General features: G+C 71.3%; 18 protein-coding genes. 13 read left to right on the plus strand and 5 right to left on the minus strand.

The features are described 5' to 3' along the window. Nucleotides 1–5 precede the first annotated feature (5 nt). A complete protein-coding gene (locus tag ABZ794_RS06565; protein WP_238690759.1) occupies nt 6–815 on the minus strand; it encodes a SigB/SigF/SigG family RNA polymerase sigma factor in 810 nt (269 codons plus the stop codon). Nucleotides 816–1,044: 229 nt separating this feature from the next. Beyond that, a complete protein-coding gene (locus ABZ794_RS06570; protein ID WP_210785698.1) occupies nt 1,045–1,230 on the minus strand; it encodes a hypothetical protein in 186 nt (61 codons plus the stop codon). A 321-nt stretch (nt 1,231–1,551) separates the two neighbouring features. Between ABZ794_RS06570 and ABZ794_RS06575 the strand changes: the two genes are divergently transcribed. From ABZ794_RS06575 to ABZ794_RS06585, 3 genes are read left to right on the plus strand one after another with little or no spacing between them, the layout of a single operon-like run. Further along, nucleotides 1,552–3,435 (plus strand): sigma-70 family RNA polymerase sigma factor, encoded by a 1,884-nt coding sequence (locus tag ABZ794_RS06575; RefSeq protein WP_357514554.1) that lies wholly within the window; start codon nt 1,552–1,554, stop codon nt 3,433–3,435. Nucleotides 3,436–3,449: 14 nt separating this feature from the next. After that, complete coding sequence (locus ABZ794_RS06580) at nt 3,450–4,112, plus strand: DUF305 domain-containing protein (protein ID WP_357514556.1); 663 nt, start codon at nt 3,450–3,452, stop codon at nt 4,110–4,112. Nucleotides 4,113–4,136: 24 nt separating this feature from the next. After that, nucleotides 4,137–4,835: a hypothetical protein gene (locus tag ABZ794_RS06585; RefSeq protein ID WP_210785700.1), complete on the plus strand. Its 699-nt coding sequence runs from the start codon at nt 4,137–4,139 to the stop codon at nt 4,833–4,835. Nucleotides 4,836–4,857: 22 nt separating this feature from the next. Here the strand turns inward: ABZ794_RS06585 and ABZ794_RS06590 are convergent, their stop codons facing one another. After that, on the minus strand, nt 4,858–5,418 hold the full coding sequence (locus ABZ794_RS06590; RefSeq protein ID WP_210785701.1) for a GNAT family N-acetyltransferase: 561 nt from the start codon (nt 5,416–5,418) through the stop codon (nt 4,858–4,860). 81 nt (nt 5,419–5,499) lie between these two features. Between ABZ794_RS06590 and ABZ794_RS06595 the strand changes: the two genes are divergently transcribed. The 8 genes from ABZ794_RS06595 (at nt 5,500) to ABZ794_RS06630 (ending at nt 16,054) form a co-directional block, all read left to right on the plus strand. Continuing rightward, complete coding sequence (locus ABZ794_RS06595) at nt 5,500–6,210, plus strand: siderophore-interacting protein (protein ID WP_210785702.1); 711 nt, start codon at nt 5,500–5,502, stop codon at nt 6,208–6,210. Beyond that, on the plus strand, nt 6,207–7,478 hold the full coding sequence (locus tag ABZ794_RS06600; protein WP_210785703.1) for an MFS transporter: 1,272 nt from the start codon (nt 6,207–6,209) through the stop codon (nt 7,476–7,478). The genes ABZ794_RS06595 and ABZ794_RS06600 overlap by 4 nt, the downstream gene beginning before the upstream one ends. Then, the gene (locus tag ABZ794_RS06605) at nt 7,475–8,974 is read left to right on the plus strand and encodes an MFS transporter (RefSeq protein ID WP_210785704.1); all 1,500 of its coding nucleotides are present in this window, start codon (nt 7,475–7,477) and stop codon (nt 8,972–8,974) included. The genes ABZ794_RS06600 and ABZ794_RS06605 overlap by 4 nt, the downstream gene beginning before the upstream one ends. Nucleotides 8,975–9,024: 50 nt before the next feature. Further along, complete coding sequence (locus ABZ794_RS06610) at nt 9,025–10,194, plus strand: siderophore biosynthesis protein (protein WP_357514655.1); 1,170 nt, start codon at nt 9,025–9,027, stop codon at nt 10,192–10,194. Then, nucleotides 10,191–11,819 carry an IucA/IucC family protein gene (locus ABZ794_RS06615; protein WP_357514560.1) on the plus strand — a complete coding sequence of 543 codons (1,629 nt, stop codon included), beginning with the start codon at nt 10,191–10,193 and terminating at the stop codon, nt 11,817–11,819. The genes ABZ794_RS06610 and ABZ794_RS06615 overlap by 4 nt, the downstream gene beginning before the upstream one ends. Next, nucleotides 11,816–13,414, plus strand: coding sequence for an IucA/IucC family protein (locus ABZ794_RS06620; RefSeq protein WP_357514562.1), 1,599 nt, complete (start codon nt 11,816–11,818; stop codon nt 13,412–13,414). Before ABZ794_RS06615 ends, ABZ794_RS06620 begins: the two co-directional genes overlap by 4 nt. Beyond that, complete coding sequence (locus ABZ794_RS06625) at nt 13,411–14,556, plus strand: alanine racemase (RefSeq protein ID WP_357514564.1); 1,146 nt, start codon at nt 13,411–13,413, stop codon at nt 14,554–14,556. Before ABZ794_RS06620 ends, ABZ794_RS06625 begins: the two co-directional genes overlap by 4 nt. Nucleotides 14,557–14,767: 211 nt before the next feature. After that, nucleotides 14,768–16,054: a cellulose binding domain-containing protein gene (locus tag ABZ794_RS06630; protein WP_238690769.1), complete on the plus strand. Its 1,287-nt coding sequence runs from the start codon at nt 14,768–14,770 to the stop codon at nt 16,052–16,054. A gap of 96 nt (nt 16,055–16,150) precedes the next feature. On the opposite strand, the gene ABZ794_RS06635 is transcribed toward ABZ794_RS06630, so the two are convergent. Both ABZ794_RS06635 and ABZ794_RS06640 read right to left on the minus strand, forming a co-directional pair. Beyond that, on the minus strand, nt 16,151–16,585 hold the full coding sequence (locus ABZ794_RS06635) for an SRPBCC family protein (protein ID WP_307850464.1): 435 nt from the start codon (nt 16,583–16,585) through the stop codon (nt 16,151–16,153). A 19-nt stretch (nt 16,586–16,604) separates the two neighbouring features. Further along, entirely contained in the window at nt 16,605–18,068 is a 1,464-nt protein-coding gene (locus tag ABZ794_RS06640) for a multicopper oxidase domain-containing protein (RefSeq protein ID WP_357514568.1), read from the minus strand. 432 nt (nt 18,069–18,500) lie between these two features. Here ABZ794_RS06640 and ABZ794_RS06645 point away from each other — a divergent pair, with 432 nt between their 5' ends. Together ABZ794_RS06645 and ABZ794_RS06650 are read left to right on the plus strand one after the other, a co-directional pair. Next, complete coding sequence (locus ABZ794_RS06645) at nt 18,501–19,478, plus strand: histidine kinase (protein ID WP_210781772.1); 978 nt, start codon at nt 18,501–18,503, stop codon at nt 19,476–19,478. Further along, complete coding sequence (locus tag ABZ794_RS06650) at nt 19,475–20,149, plus strand: response regulator transcription factor (protein WP_238690772.1); 675 nt, start codon at nt 19,475–19,477, stop codon at nt 20,147–20,149. Before ABZ794_RS06645 ends, ABZ794_RS06650 begins: the two co-directional genes overlap by 4 nt. Nucleotides 20,150–20,189: the final 40 nt, after the last annotated feature.

Consider the following 20,189-nt stretch of genomic DNA (forward strand, 5'->3'; position numbering starts at 1 on the left):
CGGGCTCAGGCAGCGATGTCCGGGTTGAGCTGTAGGCGCAGCGCGGCCAGCGAGCGGGTGATCAGCCGGGACACGTGCATCTGTGAGACGCCGATCCGCTCGGCGATCTGGGCCTGGGTCAGGTTGCCGTGGAAGCGCAGGCTCAGGATCTGGCGCTCGCGTGCCGGCAGCGTGGCGAGGGCCGGGCCGAGGGCGACGCGGATCTCGACGAGGTCGAAAGCGCGGTCGTCGTCGCCGAGGGTGTCCCCGAGCTCCCGGCTGCCGTCAGCCCCGGTCGGGGTGGACAGAGACGTGGCCCGGTAGGCGCGCGCGCCCTCCAGCCCTTCCAGCACGGTCTCCTCGGTCACGTCGAGGTGGGACGCGATGTCGGCGACGGTCGGCGAGCGGCCGAGGGTCTGGGTAAGGGCGCTGTTCGCCGCGCTGATCGACAGGCGCAGCTCCTGGAGGCGGCGGGGCACCCGCACCGCCCAGGTGCGGTCCCGGAAGTACCGCTTGATCTCGCCGATGATTGTGGGAATGGCGTACCCGCTGAAGTCGACACCTCGGTCGTGGTCGAAGTTGTCCACGGCCTTGATGAGCCCGACGAAGGCGGTCTGGGCCAGGTCGTCGTCGGGTGCGCCGCGCCCGCCGTAGCGGCGCGCCAGGTGCCGGGCGAGCGGCAGCCACGCCTCGATGGCGCGGTCCCGCACTGCCGGGCGGCGGGGATCGTCCGCCGGGGTCGCCGCCAAGGCGGCGAGGAGGTCATCCGGGCTCTGCTCGCTGCTCCGCTGATCGGCGCTGGTGGCGCTGCTGGCGTTGTCGACGATGGTGGCCATGTGGGTGGTCCTTCCCGCAGGCCCGTCGATCGAGTCGACCGGAAGAGTCTCCGAACCGGCTGCCGCCGGGGCGCACGTACGGGCGAAGGTGCGCTGTCGCAAGGCCACGAGCACGGGCCTCGCCACCGCGTCATGTCGTTCACTTGATGACCCGGACACTACCCGAAAGACCGATTATTTTCTAGCCGAAAGTATGAGGCTGGGCGTTTAGGGAGGGAGCTGGCGGGGATCAGCCGCGCTGATCCAAGGCGTCGACAGCGGTCGTGGCCGGCTGGGCCGGCTTCACCGCGAACGGGTGGCGCAGTCGCCGCATGGCCTCCTCGCTGCTGTCGAAGGTCACCGCCGGTCCGTCCAGCACGTCACCGTGGGACGTGGCGAGGAACAGGGCGGGTCGACCGTTGTCGTTCGATGTCATGCAGGGATCCTGTCTCTACGAAAGGGGTGCGTCTGGGGCCTCGGCAACGTCGGCCGTGCGACCTGGTGACGCTTCGGCGCACACGCTGGCGCCCGAATGCTGGTGTCCTGTGCACGGGCGAGCGCCCGGCGACACCGACACCCCGCACCATACCCGCCACCGCCACCACATATGCGCCGGCGACGGACCCGTCTCGCTTGTGGCGAGCCGGCGGCCCGGGAATTCTGTAATCCCACCCGCTGCCGCGAGTCTCCGATCTTGAGGGCGGTCAGCACACCCAGCGTGGGCGCCGCGCGGATCAGCATCCAAGGAGTGAGACCCATGTCGTCAGCCGGTCGAGCACTGCCCGATGTCGGGTTGGTCGTCGCGGCCCGGCAGGGCGACCAGCGCGCTCTCGACGACGTCGTCGCGGCCTCGCTCCCGCTGGTCTACAACATCGTCGGGCGTGCGCTGCGCGGGCACGCCGACGTCGACGACGTGGTCCAGGAGACGTTGGTACGGGTGATCCGGTACCTGCCCGCGCTCAACGACCCGGCGGCATACCGGTCCTGGCTGGTGGCGATCACCATCCGCCAGGTGCGTGACTGGGAGACGCGCCGGCGTGTCGCGCTCAACCGCGATGCCGGTCTCGACGCGATCCACAACGTGCCCGACCCCGCCTCCGACTTCGCGGGGATGACCATCCTCCGGCTCGGCCTCACCGACCAACGACGCGAGGTCGCCGAGGCGACCCGCTGGCTCGACCCGGACGACCAGGAACTGCTCTCGCTGTGGTGGCTGGAGGAGACCGGCGAGATCACCCGGAACGAGGTCGCCGACGCGCTCGGGCTGTCACCCGGGCACGTCGCGGTGCGGATCCACCGGATGAAGGAGCAGATCCAGAGCGCCCGCGGCGTCGTACGCGCGCTCCGCGCCCGCCCCGGCTGCCCGGACCTGGGAGCCGTGACCGCCGAGTGGGACGGCACGCCCAGCTCGCTGTGGCGCAAGCGACTGGCTCGACACGTCCGCGACTGCGCGTTCTGCGGACGGCTGGGCACCACCCTGCTGCCGATCGATCGGCTGCTCGCCGGTATGCCGTTGCTGCCGCTGCCGGCGGGTCTCGGCGCCCACCTGCCGAGCGCGGCCACCCCGGCAGCCGCCGCGCAGGCCGTCGCGCCGCCTGGCCCGACGGCCGGACCCGCCGCCGGGTCGACCCCACCGGGCGCGGTGCCCACCGATGCGGGCGGCGGCCCGAGCGTCGTCGACCTCGCGGTGAACCGGCCCCGTGGCCTCGTACCGTCCCTCGCCGCCGGTGTGGCCGCCGCCGGTCTGGCCATCACCATGGCGGTGGTGATCCTGCCGGACGAGCCGTCCGCACCCTCGTGGGCGGCGCCGCCGTCTGCCGCGCCCACCGCCGTCGCCGCCCCGAGCGTCGCGCCCTCGCCGAGCGCACGGCCCTCGTCGAAGGCTGCGGTCGCGCCGGCGGTCAGCTCCGCCCGCAAGGGCGTCGGGGTGTGGAACTTCGCCGGGGCGAGTCAGGCGTTGGCGAACTCCAAGGCCGGCTGGTACTACACCTGGGGCACCCAGCACCCGGGGATCAGCACGCCGCGCGGTGCGACGTTCGTGCCGATGATCCGCAGCGCGGAGAACGTCACCGCCGCGGAGCTGGCACGGGCCAAGGCCGCCGGGCCGTACCTGCTCACCTTCAACGAGCCGGACATGCCCGAGCAGGCGAACATGACAGTCGAGCAGGCGTTGGACCTGTGGCCGCAGCTGATGGCGACGGGCAGCAAACTGGGCAGCCCGGCGGTCGCCTGGGGCGGGCCGGACCCGCAGGGTTGGCTGGACAGGTTCATGACCGGCGCGCAGGCCCGGGGCCACCGGGTGGACTTCATCACGCTGCACTGGTTCGGCGCCGACTTCACGACCGCCACTGCGGTGGCCCAACTCCGGCAGTACCTCCAGGCCGTCTACCAGCGCTACCGGAAGCCGATCTGGCTGACCGAGTTCGCGCTGATCCGCTTCGCCGGGGGCGGTTCGCAGTTTCCCACTCAGCAGCAGCAGGCGGCCTTCCTCACGGCGGCCACCGCCATGCTCGGCCAACTCCCCTACCTCCAGCGCTACGCCTGGTTCGGGCTACCCGCCACGGACAAGGACCGGTCCGGGTTGTTCAGCGACGGGACCGAGGCGACAGTGGTCGGCCGCGCGTTCCAAGCCGCCCGTTGAGCACCGGCGAACGGATGGACGAGCAGATCATGGTGGTGCGCCGAGGGCGTCGCGTACGGGCCGGGCGGCTGGTCGGCGTCGTCGCGACCCTGGTCGCCACAGCATTGGCCGTCGGGCTCAGTCAGGGCTGGGGCCGCACCGACCAGGCACCAGCAGCGTCGTCGGTAGCAGCGTCGCCGACCGCTGCGGTGCCGACCGCGCAGGTGGTGCTCAACGGCACCGACGACGCCTTCATCCAACTGCTGATTCCGATGAACGAGGGCGCGCTCGCGCTGATCGACCAGCTCGACAACCGCCCGGCGGATCCGTCGCTGCGGGCCCTCCTCGGCGAGGTCCGGAAGGCCCATCAGGCGGAGTTGCGGGACCTGCGTGGGCTGTTGGCCGCGGGCAACGTGCCGGAGCTGAACATCCACGAGGGGCATCAGATGCCCGGCATGGTCACCGAGGCCAGCCTCGCCGAGCTACGAGCCGCGTCCGACGCGGAGGTGTCGTCCCGGGCGGCTGGTCTGATCCGGGCGCACCTCGCGCAGACAGTGGTGCTGTGCCGGGGCGAGCAGACCGCCGGGGGAAGCCCGGAGCTGAAGGCGCTCGCCGGCCGGATCCAGCAGGCGCGGGCCGCCGAGCTGAACACGCTGGACAACCGGCCCGGCGCGCCCACCGCCGCTCCGGGCGGCTGAACATGCGGCCCAGAGGACCGGCCGATGCGGACGTCTGACCTGCACACCGACGTCCACCCCCCGTCCCGGGCGTCCCGTCCCGCCCACCGTGCCGTCACGTCGGACGCCGTCCGCCCCTTGCGGCGCGCGACGCACCGGACCCGCAGCGCGGCACCGGCCGACGCGGTCATGCCGATGCCGGCGGCAGGTTGGCGCGGCGGCCACCGTCGCGCCGCCGGCCGGGCCACCATCGTCGCCTCGGTTCTGACGGTCAGTCTCGGATGGCTGGTCGCGATCCTCGTCGCACCGCACGTGACCCTCTCTCCGGGTGCGCGGATGGTCGCCCTCTTCTGCCACCTGACCTGCCTCGTGGTGGGCTTCGGCGCGGTGCTGACGGTGGACTGGTTCAGCCTCCGCTGGCTGCTGCGCCAGGAACCGCTCGGCACCGTGCTGACCGCCGCCCGCGGAGCGCACCTGCTCATCTGGCTGGGTCTGGTGGGTCTGCTCGCCAGTGGGGCCGCCCTCGGACCGGACACGTCGTCCGGGCTGGTCTGGGTCAAGTTGCTGGCGGTGCTCGTGGTCGGCGTCAACGGGCTGTTCCTCGGCCGGGTCCGGGATCGACTCGTGGCCGTGCAGGGCCGCCCACCCTGGTCCGCCCTGCTGCCCGGCGTCGCCGCCGCCACGATCTCGCAGCTCGCCTGGTGGACCGCGACCCTCGTCGGCTTCTGGAACGCCAACGGCTGACAGTCGCCGGCTGCGTCGCTGGTCAGGCCGGCGTCGGGTGCCTCTCCGCGAACCGGGCGCGGGTCAGGAACGCGAGTTGGGCCCGCTTGTCCGGCATGTCGATCTCGGAGTCGAAGGTGAAGCCCTCGATCTCCAGTCGGCGTAGGGCGAGGTGGTTGCGGACGTCCGGCTCCACGACGATCCGCTGCGCGGCCGGATCGCGGAACAGGAAGCGGGCGACGGCCGGGCCGGCCGCGTTGGTGAGGCTGCGGGCGAGGCGTCGGTCGGGGCTGAGCAGCAGGTGCATCCCCACGTCGCCGGGCTGGACGGGGTAGCGCTCGCCGACCGGGTCCGCCTCGGGCTGATAGCTCTGGAAGAGGCCGACCGGCTCCCCGTCGACAGTGATCAGGTACGCGTGGTGCGTGGGCAGACTGTCCACAAAGGCGTAGATCTCGCGGACCTCTTCGAGGGTGTGCGAACCCATGCCCCAGAAGGAGTTGCGGGGCAGGGTCACCCAACCGTGCAGAAGGGCGGCGTCCCGGTCCGGGTCCACGGTCACCAACGACAGCTCGCCGAGACCGGCGATCTTCTCCTGGTACGTCATCGGGCGCTGTCCTCTGTTCCATCCGGGGCGCAACTTAGGTTAACCTCCCCTAACCAAGGATGACCTTACCTGGAGGGGTGCGTGAAACGGAACTGGGAGGCCCTGGTCCTCAAGGCCATGGGAGGGCGGGACTTTCAGTTGACCGTCCTGAGCACCGAGTCGATCGACGGGCACTACCAGCGGCTCCTCCTGGACGGGGGCGGCCTGCTGGAGACGTGCGGGGTGCACCCCACGATGTGGATCCGGCTGTGGTTCGACAACGACGGCAGGGCCCACCAGCGCGCGTACACGCTGGTGGACCCCGATCCGGCCACCGGCCGATTCACACTCGAATTCGCCATCCACGACGGCTGTGCGGCCCGCTGGGCCACCACGGCCAAGGTCGGCGACACCATCAGCGCGACAATGCAGGGCAGCGCCTTCGAGCTGCCCGACCCCGCGCCCGAGCACCTCTACCTGGTCGGCGACGCGGCCTCGCTGCCTGCGGTGAACAGTCTGCTCGACGCCGGTGCCGACATTCCGGCGACGGTGTGGCTGGAGTACGCCCACGAGGGCGAGAAGGCACTCGCGCTGCGGGCCCGGGCGCACCACGACGTCACCTGGGTGCCAAGGCGCGACGCGGGTCAGCATCTCGTGGACACGGTCTGCGCGGCAGTGCCGACCAGCGGCGCTGGCCACTACTGGGTGGCCTGCGAGGCGGCCACCACCCGGGGCATCACCCGACACCTGCGCAAGACGCTGGGCGTCGACAAGGACCGGCTGACCTCCCTCGGCTACTGGAAAGCGGCATGAAGGGCCGGCTCGGCACCCTGACCGCGCTGTACGTCACCCAGTACCTCGGCGTCGGCTTCATCACCGTCGGGCTCACCGCCATCCTGCGCGACGGTGGTACCTCGCTGGACACGCTGGCGCTGTTGCAGATCGTCGGCCTGATCTGGCCCATCAAGTTCCTCTGGGCGCCGATCCTCGACCGGTACGGCTCACGGCACCGCGGCCACTACCGGTCCTGGCTGCTCGTGCTCCAGACCGCCCTGGTGCTCGCCCTGCTGGCGCTGCTGCCGTTCGCCAGCCCGGCCGACGCACTCGGCCCGATCATCGCGATCTGCGCCGCGTACGTGTTCTTCTCGGCCACCCAGGACATCGCCGTGGACGCCGTCGCGGTCCGGATGCTGGCCGACTCGGCCCGGGGCACCGGCAACGGCATCCAGGTCGCCGCGAGCTACCTCGGCAACCTGCTCGGTGGTGGAGCCTGCGTCCTGGTCTACGACCAGTTCGGCTGGGTGCCGGCGATCGGCCTGCTGGCCGCGATGACAGCGGTCGGTCTGCTGGTGGTGTGGCGGTTCCGGGAGCCTCCCCGTACCGATCGGGTGGAACGAATCGGCGCTGCCTACCGGGCGTTGCTGTCGGTGTTCGGCCAGCCGGGCTGCCGGTGGTGGACCTTCGGTGTGGTGCCGCTGGTGTACGTCGGTGCGGGCATGGCGTACGCCCTGGTCACCCCGGCGCTGGTCGACGCCGGGTGGTCGTTGGGTCGGATCGGCGTCGTCACCGGCGTGGTGATCAGCGCCCCGGCCATCGTGGCGGGCCTGGTCGCGGGTCTCGGGATCGGGCGGTTCGGGCGCGGTGGCGTGCTGGTGGTCGGCGGCGTGGCGCTCACGGTGTCGACGTTGTTGCTGCTGCCGCTGATGAACGGCAGGGCTCCGCTGGGCGGAACGGTCGCCGCGCTCTGCTGCTTCATGGTGGCCTACACCATCGCCAACGTCGTGCTCTACACGGTCAACATGGACTACTCCCGGCCCGACACCGGCGGCACCGACTTCACGGTGCTGTCGTCGTTCGGCCTGGTCTGCTCGTTCGTGGCCGCGTCCATCGGTCTCGCGGCGGCCGAGCGGGTCGGCTATCCGGCGGTAGCTGTCGCGGCCATCGTGCTGGTGGCCGCCGGGGTCGCCCTCGGCCTCTCCCACCAGCGGCGATTCCCGCACCGGCCCGGCCCCGCCGTCGGCCCGACCGCCGAGCCGCCCACCGAGCAGCCCGCAGTGGACGGCGTCAAGGCGGTGGCGTGACCACCGTCCAGCCGGCCACCGACACCGCGACACCGGCACGACTGCCACAGCGATGGCTCATCCTGGCCGTGCTGTGCGTCGCGCAACTGGTGGTGGTGTTGGACAACACGGTGCTGACAGTGGCGGTGCCGGTGCTCACCACCGAGTTGGGTGCCAGCACCGCCGAGGTGCAGTGGATGCTCAACGCGTACGCGTTGGTGCTGTCCGGGTTGCTGCTCACCGCAGGTAGCGCCGCCGACCGGTACGGCCGTCGTCGGATGCTGCTCGCCGGGCTGGTCCTGTTCGGGGTCGGCTCGCTGGCCGCCGGTCTGGCCAGCACCAGCGGACAGTTGATCGCCGCGCGGGCCGGGATGGGCGTCGGTGGGGCGCTGCTGGTCACCGCGACGCTCGCGGTGGCGATGCAGGTCTTCGACGCCGCCGAGCGATCCCGGGCGATCGGCATCTGGGCCGCCACCAGCGCGTTGGGCTTCGCCATCGGGCCACCGATCGGCGGCACGATCCTCGCGCATCTGCCGTGGGGCGCGATCTTCCTGATGAACGTGCCGATCGTGCTGGTCTGCCTGTTCGTCGGTCGTGCGCTGGTCCCCGAGTCCCGCGGGCCGGCCGGCGGTCGACTCGACGTGCTCGGCGCGCTGCTCTCCACCGCCGGCCTGACCGCTGTCGTCTGGGCGATCATCTCCGGGCCGGAGCGCGGGTGGGCGTCGACGGAGGTGATCGGCGCGGCGGTTGTCGGCGTACTCCTGCTCGGGATCTTCGTGCGGTGGGAGCGACGGATCGCGCACCCGATGCTGGACATGCGCTTCTTCCGGGACCGGCGCTTCGTCGGTGCGATCTCCGGCGTCGTGCTGATCACGTTCGGCGCGACCGGCGCGCTGTTCCTGCTCACCCAGCACCTCCAGTTCGTCAGGGGTTATCCCGCCTGGGAGGCCGGTCTGCGGATGGCGCCCTTCGCGCTGTCCATCGTGCTGCTCAACGTCAGTGGCGTCGTCGCGAGTGTGATCCGCCGGCTCGGCCTGGCGGTCGCCATCGCCGTTGGCATGACGCTGCTCGCGGCCGGTCTCGCGCTGGTCACCCTCTTCCCGTCCGACGGGTACGGGGTGCTGCTGGTCGGGCTGCTCGTCATGGGTGTCGGTTGCGCGCTTGCCAATCCGGCCATCGTCGAGGCGGTGATGAGCGCGATCCCGGCGGCGAAGGCCGGCGCGGGCGCGGGTGTCGACGGCACCATGACCGAGGTCGGCAGCAGCCTCGGCATCGCGGTGCTGGGTGCCGTGCTGAACGCCCGGTTCGCGGCGCTGCTGCCGGCGGCCCTGGCCGGCGCCGGGTCGTTTCCCGCGGCTCTCGCCGCCGCCGGTGAAGGAACCGAGCGGGAGGTCGTGACTGTCGCCTTCGCCTCGGCGCTGGAGACGGGGCAGTTGGTGGGCGCGGCTGCGGTGTTGATCGGTGGCCTGGTCGCCGCCGGGTTGCTACACCGGGCAGATCGCACCAAAACCTCCTAATAAGGGTAGGCTACCCTAATAGTCACATCGTGGTAGTCGACGGAGGCGGTATGCGGCTCTACCTGACCGCGCTCAACCCCACCGACGCCGTCCTGGACGGGTTCCTCCCGGCGGCGGCGTCGCTCGGGCTGCCGGCCACAGTGCTGACCGACCGGCCCGCCGAATGGCCGGCCGCCGTGCCGGTGGCGCGCTGCGCGGTCCGCGACCCGGCCGCTGTGGTCGCGGCGGCGGCACCCACCCGACCGGTGGCGCTACTGTCCAACAGCGACCATCTCCAGGAGGCCACCGCGATCGCCGCCCGAAAGCTCGGCCTGCCCGGCAAGGACCCGGACGCCGCCCGTCTCTGCAAGGACAAGGCCGCGGCCCGCCGGGCGATCGCCGCTGCGGGCCTCGATCTGGTACGCGCCGTCACCGTCGACCCCGGCGCCACGCCGGAGGTGCCGACCGGGATGTTCCCGGCGGTGCTCAAACCCCGCGAGGGGGTGGCCAGTGAGGACGCGTACCTGGTGGCCGACCACGCCGAGCTGGTCGCCCGGGTCGCCGAGATCCGTGGCCGGCGGCCGGACGTGGCACTGGTGGTCGAGGAGTACCTCGCCGGCGAGCTGCGAACCTTCGAGACCCTCGGCGACGGCACCGAGCTGGCCTCCCTCGGCGGATGGCGCACCGGTCTCGGCCCGCCGCCGACCTTCACCGAGGAGAGCCTCGCCTGGTCGCCCCCGGCGGAGCAGGCGCGCACCCAGCTGCGGGCGCGGCTCGACGCGCTCGGGGTCGGCTTCGGCGCCTGTCACACCGAGTACGTCGTCTCCGACGGCCGGGTCCGGCTGATCGAGGTGAACTACCGCCTCATCGGCGACCGGATGGACCTGATCCTCGCCGAACTGCTCGGTGTGCCGTTGTTCGAGTACGTCATCCGGCTGCACCTCGGCGAGCCGCTGGCCGCCCTCGGCCTGCCCGACACCGTCGACCGCTACGCCCAGGTGGAGTACGTCTGCGCGGACCGGTCCGGCCGACTCGTCGCCGCACCGGGCCCCCTCGACACCGTCCACGGCGAGGTCCGGCTGGGCTGCCGTCCGCTGCGCGAGGTGGGCCGCACCGCCGAGCACACCGGCACGAACCGCGACTACCTTGCCGTGTTGCACGGAATCGGCCCCGACGAGGGCAGCGTCCGGCAGGCGCTGGCCGCCCTCCGCAACGACCTCCAGTGGACCATCGTCGAGTGAGCGACGAGTGTGAGCGGGAGGTCTTCGCCCGGGTGCTCGACGCCCTGCTGCGCGAGGACCACCTCGGGCTGCGCAGCGCCGGCCGACCGGACGGACCCGACTGGTGGCAGGTGCCACACCCCGCTGGTCTGCTGCGCATTCCGGTCCGGGCGGACGGGTTCCAGCAGGCCCTGCGCAGTGCCGCGCCGACGGTGCTGCTGGTGACCCGCGCCGGCGACTTGCGGCGTACGGAGACGCTGGACGGACTGTTGACGCTGCTCGCCCCGCGCGACAACGCCGAGGCCGAGGCCGGCTGGCGGGACTTCGGCGTCGAGTGCCGCGCCGACCTGGGGGCCCGACGGCTCGCCGCCCGCAACCGGGCGCGGGTGCTCACCGAGGTGGCCGCCGAACGCGCGCTCACCCCGACCGGCCTACCGGCGGCGGTCCTGGACGACGTGCTCGCCGCCCACCACGGCCACCCCGTCTACCCCACCGACCGGTGCCGGCACGGTCTTCGCGACGACGAACTGCTCCGGTACGCCCCGGAGCACGCCCCACGGTTCGCGCTGCGCTGGTACGCCGCCCCGGCCGAGGACGTCCGGCTCGCGGGCGAGCTGCCGTCGTGGTGGCCGCGCGCACCGCGACCGGACCAACTGCTGCTGCCAGCGCATCCGATCACGGTGGCCCGCGACGCGCTCCCGGTGGTCGACCTGCCGGTGACCCCGGTGCGCCCCACCCTCTCCATGCGGACGGTGGCGCTCGACCACGACCCGTACCTGCATCTCAAACTGCCGCTGCCGACCGCGAGTCTCGGTGCGCGCAACCGACGCACGCTGCAACCGGGCTCGCTCGCCGACGGCGCGGCCGTCGCCGCACTGCTCGACCGGATCGCCACAGCCGAACCCAGCTTCGTCGGTCGGATCCGGCACGCCGACGAGAGCACGTGGGCGCACGTCGACGCCGACGAGCACCGCGGTTTCCTGCTGCGCCGATTTCCGCGCGACCTGGCCGGCGTCCAGGTGGTGCCGGTCGCGGCCCTCGCCGCAGCCGACCCGGTGGCGGGCACGGTCCTCGAACGGATCAACCCGCAGCGGCCCGTCGCGCTGCTGGAGTCCTACCTGGACCTGCTGCTCGACTGGCACGTCTTCCTCTGGCTACGCCACGGGATCGCACTGGAGGCGCACCCGCAGAACATCCACCTGCTGGTGCACCCGGACGGCACTGTCGGCCTGCTCTACAAGGACAACGACGGCGCCCGGCTCGACAGGCGACACGCCGGCACGAACGGGCTCGCCCTGCACGACGACCGGATGTGGGCGCGCGACCCGCACGAGTTGGCCGACGTGTTCACCACCATCACCCTGCACCTTGCCGCCACCGCGCCCCTGGTCGCCCTGGCCGCCCGAGGGCTGCCCGTGCCGACACCCGCCGAGGCGCTGGTGCCCCGGCTCGCCGCCGCCCGCGACCACTGGGGCGACGGACCGGCGGTGCGGACCTTCACCGAGCGGGTCCTGAACGCCACCCAGCTACCCATCAAGGCGATGCTCACCGCCGGCACCCTGCTGCCCAAACAGCGGCTCGGCTGCGCCGACATCAACAAGTACTACCTGCGTACCGGCCCGAACTACCTCCGGGAGACACGATGACGAGCGCCCAGTTGCGCTCCCGGCCGGCCAGCCACACCGGTCAGCGCGCCGACCTGGCCGCCGCCCACGCCGTCTTCGGTTGTCTGCTGCGCGAGCTGGCCCCGCCGGACGGCACCCCGACCGTTGTCGACGGTGCCGTACGGCTGCTACTGCGGCACCTCGACGTCACAGTGCGCTGCGAGGTCGCGCGCACCTCGCCGCTCGGCGCGCACCGCTACACCGGCCCGGTCCAACGCAGGACCGGCCGCGGGCGGTGGGAAGACCTGGACGCGGACGGGCTGGCCGCCCTGGTCGCGGCGGAACTGACCACCCGTACCGGCCTGGTCAACGACGAGTTCGCCGAGCAGGTCCGGGCCAGCCGGGACACGGTGGCCCGGCTGCTGGCCGACCGACCGGCCGAGGATCCGACCCCCACCGGTGAGCCCGCCATCGACGCGTACGTCGACTCCGAGCAGTCGTTGGTCTTCGGCCACCCGCACCACCCCACCCCGAAGTGGCGCAGCGGTGACCGGGACAGTTGGCGGGCGTACGCGCCCGAGCTGCGCACCGCGTTCCGGCTGCACTGGCTGGCCGTACCGGACGACCTGATCGCCGACGCCGGGCCGTTCGACCCGCTGGTGGCCGCGCTCGACCCGCCGCGGCCCCCGCGCGGGCACCGCGTCCTGCCGGTACACCCCTGGCAGCTGTCGCTGATCCCGCCCACCCACCCACGGCTGCGCGACCTGGGCGCGGCCGGTGTGCCGGTACGACCCACGGCGAGCGTCCGAACCCTCTACGCCCCCGAGGCCGACCTGTTCGTGAAGACCAGCCTGCACGTGCGGATCACCAACTGCCTGCGCAAGAACGCCCGCTACGAACTCACCGGCGCGGTGGCGCTGACCGACCTGCTGGCCCGGGTGCCCCTGCCGGACGGCGTGGGGCTGCTCGCCGAGCCCGCCTACCGCACTGTCGACGTCCCCGGCCCGGACGAGGCGTACGGAACGATCCTGCGCGACGGTCTGCGCCAGCACCTGCGTCCCGGCGACATCCCGGTGCTGGCGGCGGCGCTGGCCGCAACGCCGCTGGTGACACCGGATCCGGTGGCCTGGTGGCGCGCGTACGTCGGCCTGCTGGTGCCGGCGGTGCTGCGCAGTTGGCTCAGTCACGGCGTCGTGCACGAGGCGCACCTGCAGAACGTGGTCGTCGTGCTCGACCGGGATCGCCGTCCGGTACGCATGCTGCTGCGCGACCTGGAGGGGGTGAAGCTGGACGCCGACCGTTGGGGCAGCTGGCCGGACGGCGTCCCGGCGCAGGTCCGCTACGGTCCCCGGGCCGCCCACCGCCGGATCGTCTACTGCCTGTTCGTCAACCATCTCGGTGGGATCAGCGGGGCCCTCGCCGATGCCCGGCCGGGAGTCGAACGGCGGCTGTGGCAGGAGCTGCGCGCCGTCGTCGAGGCGGTGGCCGCCGACCTCGGTGAGCCGGCGGAGCTGCGCGCGCTGCTGACCGGGGAACCGCTGCTGGCCAAGGCGAACCTGCTGGTCCGGTGGCGGCGTGACGCCGACCGCGCCGCACCGTTCGTGCCGGTGCCGAACCCGATGGGTGGACCACGATGACCCGACCGGTCTACGTTCACGACCTCGACGCGCTGGCCGGGCACGCCAGAGCCGTCCGGGCGGCACTGCCCCAGCCGGTTGAGCTGCTCTACGCGGTCAAGGCCAACCCGGATCCCGGTGTGCTGCGAACCCTCGCCCCGATCGTCGACGGGTTCGAGGCCGCCAGCCGGGGTGAGCTGCGCAGGCTGGCCGAGGTGCTGCCGGGACGGGCGCCGGCCGCGTACGCCGGGCCGGGCAAGACGGACGCGGACCTCGCCGCCGCTCTCGCCGCCGGGGTGCACCGCATCCACGTCGAGTCACCCAGCGAGTTGGCGCGACTCGGCGCGCTGGCCACTGCGGCGGGCCGGTCGGCCCAGGTGCTGCTGCGGGTGAACCTGCCGGTCGACGCGCCGGGCGCGAGCCTTGTCATGGGCGGTGGACCCAGCCCGTTCGGCATGGACCCGGCCGACGCGATCGCGTGCGCCCGCCGCCCGCCGGCCGGCATCGACGTACGCGGAATCCACGCCCACCTGGCCAGCGGACTGGACGCACCGCTCGCCGCGACGGTCGCCGCCGCCGTTGTCGGCTGGGCTGCGGCCGAGGTCGACGCGGCCGAGGTTGACGTCGGCGGTGGCATGACCGTCGACTACACCGACCCGGACGCGCGGTTCGACTGGGAGGGCTACGGCCAGGCCCTGGCGGACGTCCTCGACAGGCACCCGGGCGTGCGGCTGCGCATCGAGCCGGGCCGGTCGGTCACCGCCTACTGCGGGGCGTACCTCACCGAGGTCGTCGACGTGAAGCGCTCCTACGGCGAGTGGTTCGTGGTGGTGGCCGGTGGGACGCACCACCTGCGGACTCCGGCGGCGAAGGGCCACGCGCAGCCGTTCACGGTGCATCCGCGACCGGGTGACGGCGGCCCCCGCACCGACGGCGGGTCGGTCACCGTGGTCGGGCAACTCTGCACCCCGAAGGACGTGCTGTCCCGGTCGGCCACCGCGGGGCCGATCGCCGTGGGCGACGTGCTGGCCTTCGCCATGGCCGGGGCGTACGCCTGGAACATCAGCCACCGTGACTTCCTGCTGCACGAGCCTCCACATTTCCGCACCGGTGACCTGCACGAAGTGGCCGCCGAGTGGGCGGCCCGGCCGCTCGGGACGTGAGCCCGAGAGCCTCGATCGGCTCAGCGTGTTATCGATAACATGCTATCTTTCATCCGGGAGTGAAGGGCACACTCCCGGTCACCCGAGCCAGCCGGCGAAGATCTGCCGAGGGGCACGCCCCTTCCGCCGCCTTCCCGGTCGGTGACCAGTCCGGGCCCCCGTCAATGCCAGGCGACCATGGTTGGTCGTCGAACGGCAAGGAGCCCAAGCAATGCTCAAACGTAGATTCTTCCTCCCATCCATCGCGGCTGCGGCGCTTCTCCTCGCGGCCACCACCGGCGGCGCGTTGAGCGGCGGCTTCGGTGCGACGGCAGTGGCCGCCACCAACGGCACCCTCGCGGCGACCGCCGGCTGCGGCAAGGCCCCCACACTCGCCAGCGGAACGCGGACGATTCAGAGCAGCGGCCAGAGTCGTACGTACAACCTGCGGATCCCGGACGGGTACGACCGGAACCGTCAGTACCGGCTGATCTTCGGCTTCCACTGGTTGAACGGCTCGGCCAACAACGTCACCTCGGCCGGCTACTACGGGCTCCAGCCGCTGTCGAACAACAGCGCGATCTTCGTCGCTCCACAGGGTCTCAACGCCGGCTGGGCCAACACCAACGGGCGCGACCTGACCCTCTTCGACGACATCTCCCGGCAGATCGAGAATGATCTCTGCGTGGACACCACCCAGCGCTTCGCCCTGGGCTGGAGCTACGGCGGGGCGATGAGTTACGCGGTGGCCTGTGCCCGGCCCACTGTCATCCGTGCGGTCACCGTCATATCCGGCGCCAACCTCAGCGGATGCAACGGGGGCACCCAGCCGGTCGCCTACTTCGGCATCCACGGCATCTACGACAGCGTGCTGAACATCTCCCAGGGTCGGCAGCTGCGCGACACGTTCGTGCGCAACAACGGCTGCACCGCGCAGAGCCCGCGCGAGCCGAGCCGGGGCAGCCTGACCCACATCACCACCGCCTACTCGGGTTGCCGGGCCGGCTACCCGGTGCAGTGGGCGGCCTTCGACGGGGACCACACCCCAAGCCCGGTGGACGGGTCGGGCAGCCCCAACGACTCGCGGACCTGGACCTCGGGTGAGATCTGGAGGTTCTTTAGCCAGTTCGAGTCGACCACGCCGCCGACGACCCCGCCGCCGACCGACCCGCCGCCCACCGATCCGCCGACCACCCCGCCGCCGACCGGGGAGCCCGGCACCTGCGCTGCCACCTACCGGACGCTCAACACCTGGCCCGGCGGGTTCCAGGCTGAGGTGACAGTTGCCAACAACTCCACCGCGCCCCTGAACGGCTGGACGGTGGGCCTGACCCTGGCCAGTGGTCAGGCCATCAGCAGTCTCTGGAGCGGCACCAACACCGGCACCACCGGCAGCGTCACCGTCAGGAACGCCGCGTACAACGGCACAGTTGGCCCGAACGCGTCCACCACCTTCGGGTTCACCGCCACTGGCAACGGTGCCACCGCACCCAGCAACGTCACCTGCACCAGCCCCTGAGTTCCACAGCAGGAGGGCCCGGAGCCATTGGCTCCGGGCCCGCGGGTGACATCCGCTGGCGCCGGTTGCCGCCGGCGGTACCGGGCCACGCTGCGCTCAGGTCTCGCTCTCCAGCAGGTCGCGAAGGGTGTCGAGGGCGGCGATCTCCTCCTCGAACGTCTTGCCGACGACCGGGCCGAGGAAGCGCGACAGCCCGCTCGGCTGCCACGCCAGCTTCAGCGTGAGCCGCGTCCCACCGCCGTCGGCCGGGGTGAGCGTGTATTCGCCCTGGGTGCGTACCACGTTGCCGGTTGCCTGGAACGCCAGACGTCGACCCGGCTCGAACCCGGTCACCTCGTAATCGGCCGGGATGCGGCTCCCACCGGGGCCCTTGAGTCCCTGTTTGTAGCGAGCGCCGACCCCCTCGCCGGAGACGCGCGCGACGTCGAGCACGTTGGGACGCCAGCGCGCGTCGTTCTCGCCACGGGCGAGAAAGGCGAAGACGACCTCAGGGGTCCGTCCGATCTGCACAGTCTTCTCTGCCGAGGGCACAAGAAACCTTTCTCAGGGGTCAGGGAACGATCTTCATCTGTGCCATCATCCCACTCGCCGAATGGTCGATCATGTGGCAATGGTAGACATATCGGCCAAGGTACGGCCCAAATGTCGCCTGGAGTCGGACCGTCTCGCCCGGTCCCACCGCGATGGTGTCCTTCACCCCGGCCTCGCCCGGCGCCGGCGGCTGACCGTTGCGGGTCAGCACCCGGAACTGAACCAGGTGGGGGTGGAAGTTGTGCGGGATGCCGAAGAGCGTGTCGCCGTTCGTCACGGTCCACACCTCGGTCGTGTTGCGTTTGATCTCGGTATCAACCCGTTCGGCGTCGAACTGCTGCCCGTTGATGAGGAACTGGCCGGTTGACGGGTTGAAGTTGAGCGTGAACGCCCGCTCCTTCGTGGCCTCCGGCAGCGCGGGGATGGTGCTCAGCCGGTCGGGCACCCGGCTGGTGTCGGCGGCGGCCCGGTTGATGTCGAAGCGCAGCACCGGCCCGGCCACCGCGTCGTCGAGGAAGACCTGGCTGCCGACCGGGAACGCGCCGAAGTCGACGACGATCTCGACCCGCTCGCCGGGCGTCAGGCTCCACGAGCGGATCGGCGTCGGCCCGGCGAGCAGCCCACCGTCACTCGCGATCTGGGCGACCTCGGTGTCGTTGCCGAGCCGCAGGGTGAACGTGCGGAGGTTGGACGCGTTGACGAAGCGCAGCCGGTACTTGCGGGCGGCCACCGGGAAGTAGGGCTGCGGCTTGCCGTTGACGAGGATCGTGTTGCGGAACTGGAAGTCGTCGTGTTCGAAGACCAGGCTCGCGTCGTCGGCGAACCGCGCGTCGCGCAACATGATCGGAATGTCGTGGTTGCCGGTGGGCAACCGAAGTTCGGCCTGGGCCGGGTCGTCGATCAGGAAGAAGCCGGCGAGCCCGCGGAACACGTGCTCGGCCTCCATGTGATGGGCGTGGTCGTGGTACCAGAGCGTGGCTGCCCGTTGTTTGTTGGGGTAGTTGTAGATCCGGCTCTTCCCCGGGTCCAGCACATCGGTGGGGAACCCGTCGCTGCTCGACGGTGTGTGGCCTCCGTGCACGTGCACCGCGGTCGGCATGTCGAGGTGGTTGCTGTGGGCGATGACCGCGAGCCGGCCCGTCTTGACCCGGAACGTCGGGCCGGGAAAGAGCCCGTCATAGGTCAACACTTCGGTACGCGTCCCGGGCAGGATCTCCGCTTGAGCCTTACGGGTGGAAACGAGGTAGAAGTCGGTGTTGGCTACCGAGGCGATGGGCTGCTGCACTGGCGGTATCGGCATCCGGACAGCGAACGGGGCGGTGACGGCCGCGACGTGTGCAGTCTTACCGTGGCCGGTGTGGGTGCCGTGGGCCGGTGTCGCGGACGGGGTGGAACCGCGCGCCGCTGCCGCCGCGGTGGCCGTGACCAGCGCGGCTGCTCCCGCGGTGGCACCGGCCTTCATGACGTTGCGTCTGCTCACCATTGGTCGCTCCACTCCTGGTGGTCGAGGTCTCGGGTGAACTGTCGGGGAGGTCCCTCGACGCGCCGTCGAAAACTGGTCGCGGCCAAATATGGATTTCACCTTAAGTTTTGGTGTGACTACCAAAAGCTAAGCTTCGATGCTTCCAACGACGCGCGGTGAGACCGTAGACTCGTGCGAGTAGTCGGCCGTGACAACTCATAAGAGGCCGATCCGATCTGAGTGCTTTGTCGCCCACGCATGGGGGGGTCGGCGACACGGCGGGCAGCCGGCGCTGGGGAGAGCCGCGCGAGCCCGCACCTGGGGAGCAATAGGGCACACACCGGGGGATCCGCAATGGTTGTTGGAAACAATGCGCTGCGGAGGACCGCTGCCGAGGTTCTCGAACGCAGGCATCAACCGATTCTTGCCGCCTACCGTCAGCGTCTCGCCGCTGTGAGTGACGACTTCGAAGGGGCCGCTGGCCTGATCGACAGCTACGCGGCGCAGGCCGACGTTCTGCTCCGGGAGACGACGGCCGAGATTCGCCGTGAGACCACCGACCCGCTGTCGACACCGCCGCCGACAGTGTCCACCGAGGACGTCGAGCTTCACCCAAGCGAGTGTTTTCGCGCGGTCGTCGCGCTTGCCGACATCGTGTTGGCCGACGCGCTGGAGCAGTTGACTGGCCAGCCCGACCAGGGCGCGATACTGGCGCTGGTCGCCGACGCGCTCACCCGTACGACACTGACCCGGCTGGCCGACGCGAGTTCGCGCTATGCCGCCGGCCTGATGAACGAGGTCCACCAGGCGCAGATCGCCGAGCGTTCGTTGATCGCGCGCGAGCTGCACGACCGGCTGGGCCACAGCCTCAGTGCGGCGTACCGCAACCTGGAGGCCCACGAACTCGCCCAGGAACGACGCCACGACGACGTGGACCGTCGGGTGGTCATCGCCCGGGAGTCGCTCCACGACGCGGTCGGCTATCTGCGTGTACTCATCGCCGACCTTCGGCTCTCTCAGCCGCTCGGGTCACTCGACGAGGCGCTGGCCAACTTCCTGTCGACCGTCGAAACGGGCGAGACACGTCTGCACACCGAGATCAACGGCGACGAGTCGTGGGTGCCTCCCGAGGTGCTCGACGAGGTGTTCCTGGTCGTCCGCGAAGCGTTGCGCAACGCGGTGGCGCACTCCGGCGCTCGGGTGATCCATTCGGTAATCGACATCACCCCGCACGAGCTGCGGGCGACCGTGGCGGACGACGGGGTGGGCTTCGACGTCGCGGCGGCTCGCGACGGCTCCGGCCTGCGCGCGATGGCTGAGCGCGCGGCGGTCGTCGGCGGTCGCCTCGCGGTGCGCGCGGTGAGCCACCAGGGCGCTTCGGTCGAGCTCGTCGTGCCGCTGCTGTCCGTCGAGGCGGGGGTCGGCCGGTGACCGTCACGATGATCGAGCCGACCCGCATCGTGCTGGTCGACGACCACGTCGTGGTGCGCGACGGCCTCCGGGAGATCCTCGACGCCCAGCGCGACCTCGTGGTCGTCGGCGAGGCCGGTGACAGCGGCGCAGCGATCAACGAGATCCGAATCCGTCAGCCCGACATCGTGCTGCTCGACGTGCAGATCCCCGGCGACGGGGTGACCACCACGGTCCGCCGGATCCGTGACGTCGCGCCGGCGAGCCGGGTCATCATCCTCAGCATGTTCGACGGCCCGACGCTGTTGCGCGAGTTGTTGACCCTGGGCATCTGCGGCTACCTGCTGAAGAACTCGACGCGCCAGGAGTTGGTGGCGGCGATCCGTGGCGCCTGCGCCGATGACGCGCCGGTGATGCTGGCGGTGTCGCGGGAGAGCCTGACCCAGGTGCAAGGGCCGGTGCACAGCACACTGTCGGACCGTGAGCGCGAGGTCCTGCAGTTGGTCGGTCAGGCGATGAGCAACGCGCAGATCGCCGGCCGGCTCTGCCTGTCGGAGGCGACGGTCAAGCGCCACCTGCGCAACATCTTCGCCAAACTTGGCGCGGTGTCCCGGATCGACGCGGTCAACAGGGCGATCGCGGCTTCGCTGATCGTCCTGCCGAGGCTCTGCGACCCGACGTTTCACGGATAGCAGGCCGCTCAAGGATTGCTCTGGGTAACTTGCCCGCAAA

This window comes from Micromonospora sp. NPDC047187 (assembly GCF_040643355.1).
Lineage (GTDB): Bacteria > Actinomycetota > Actinomycetes > Mycobacteriales > Micromonosporaceae > Micromonospora > Micromonospora salmantinae.

What these genes read in the sequence shown, in the direction of transcription:
- ABZ794_RS06565 (WP_238690759.1), bottom strand. Translation starts at nt 815, where the DNA reads ATGGCCACCATCGTCGACAACGCCAGCAGCGCCACCAGCGCCGATCAG.
- ABZ794_RS06570 (WP_210785698.1), bottom strand. Translation starts at nt 1,230, where the DNA reads ATGACATCGAACGACAACGGTCGACCCGCCCTGTTCCTCGCCACGTCC.
- ABZ794_RS06575 (WP_357514554.1), top strand. Translation starts at nt 1,552, where the DNA reads ATGTCGTCAGCCGGTCGAGCACTGCCCGATGTCGGGTTGGTCGTCGCG.
- ABZ794_RS06580 (WP_357514556.1), top strand. Translation starts at nt 3,450, where the DNA reads ATGGACGAGCAGATCATGGTGGTGCGCCGAGGGCGTCGCGTACGGGCC.
- ABZ794_RS06585 (WP_210785700.1), top strand. Translation starts at nt 4,137, where the DNA reads ATGCGGACGTCTGACCTGCACACCGACGTCCACCCCCCGTCCCGGGCG.
- ABZ794_RS06590 (WP_210785701.1), bottom strand. Translation starts at nt 5,418, where the DNA reads ATGACGTACCAGGAGAAGATCGCCGGTCTCGGCGAGCTGTCGTTGGTG.
- ABZ794_RS06600 (WP_210785703.1), top strand. Translation starts at nt 6,207, where the DNA reads ATGAAGGGCCGGCTCGGCACCCTGACCGCGCTGTACGTCACCCAGTAC.
- ABZ794_RS06610 (WP_357514655.1), top strand. Translation starts at nt 9,025, where the DNA reads ATGCGGCTCTACCTGACCGCGCTCAACCCCACCGACGCCGTCCTGGAC.
- ABZ794_RS06620 (WP_357514562.1), top strand. Translation starts at nt 11,816, where the DNA reads ATGACGAGCGCCCAGTTGCGCTCCCGGCCGGCCAGCCACACCGGTCAG.
- ABZ794_RS06625 (WP_357514564.1), top strand. Translation starts at nt 13,411, where the DNA reads ATGACCCGACCGGTCTACGTTCACGACCTCGACGCGCTGGCCGGGCAC.
- ABZ794_RS06630 (WP_238690769.1), top strand. Translation starts at nt 14,768, where the DNA reads ATGCTCAAACGTAGATTCTTCCTCCCATCCATCGCGGCTGCGGCGCTT.
- ABZ794_RS06640 (WP_357514568.1), bottom strand. Translation starts at nt 18,068, where the DNA reads ATGGTGAGCAGACGCAACGTCATGAAGGCCGGTGCCACCGCGGGAGCA.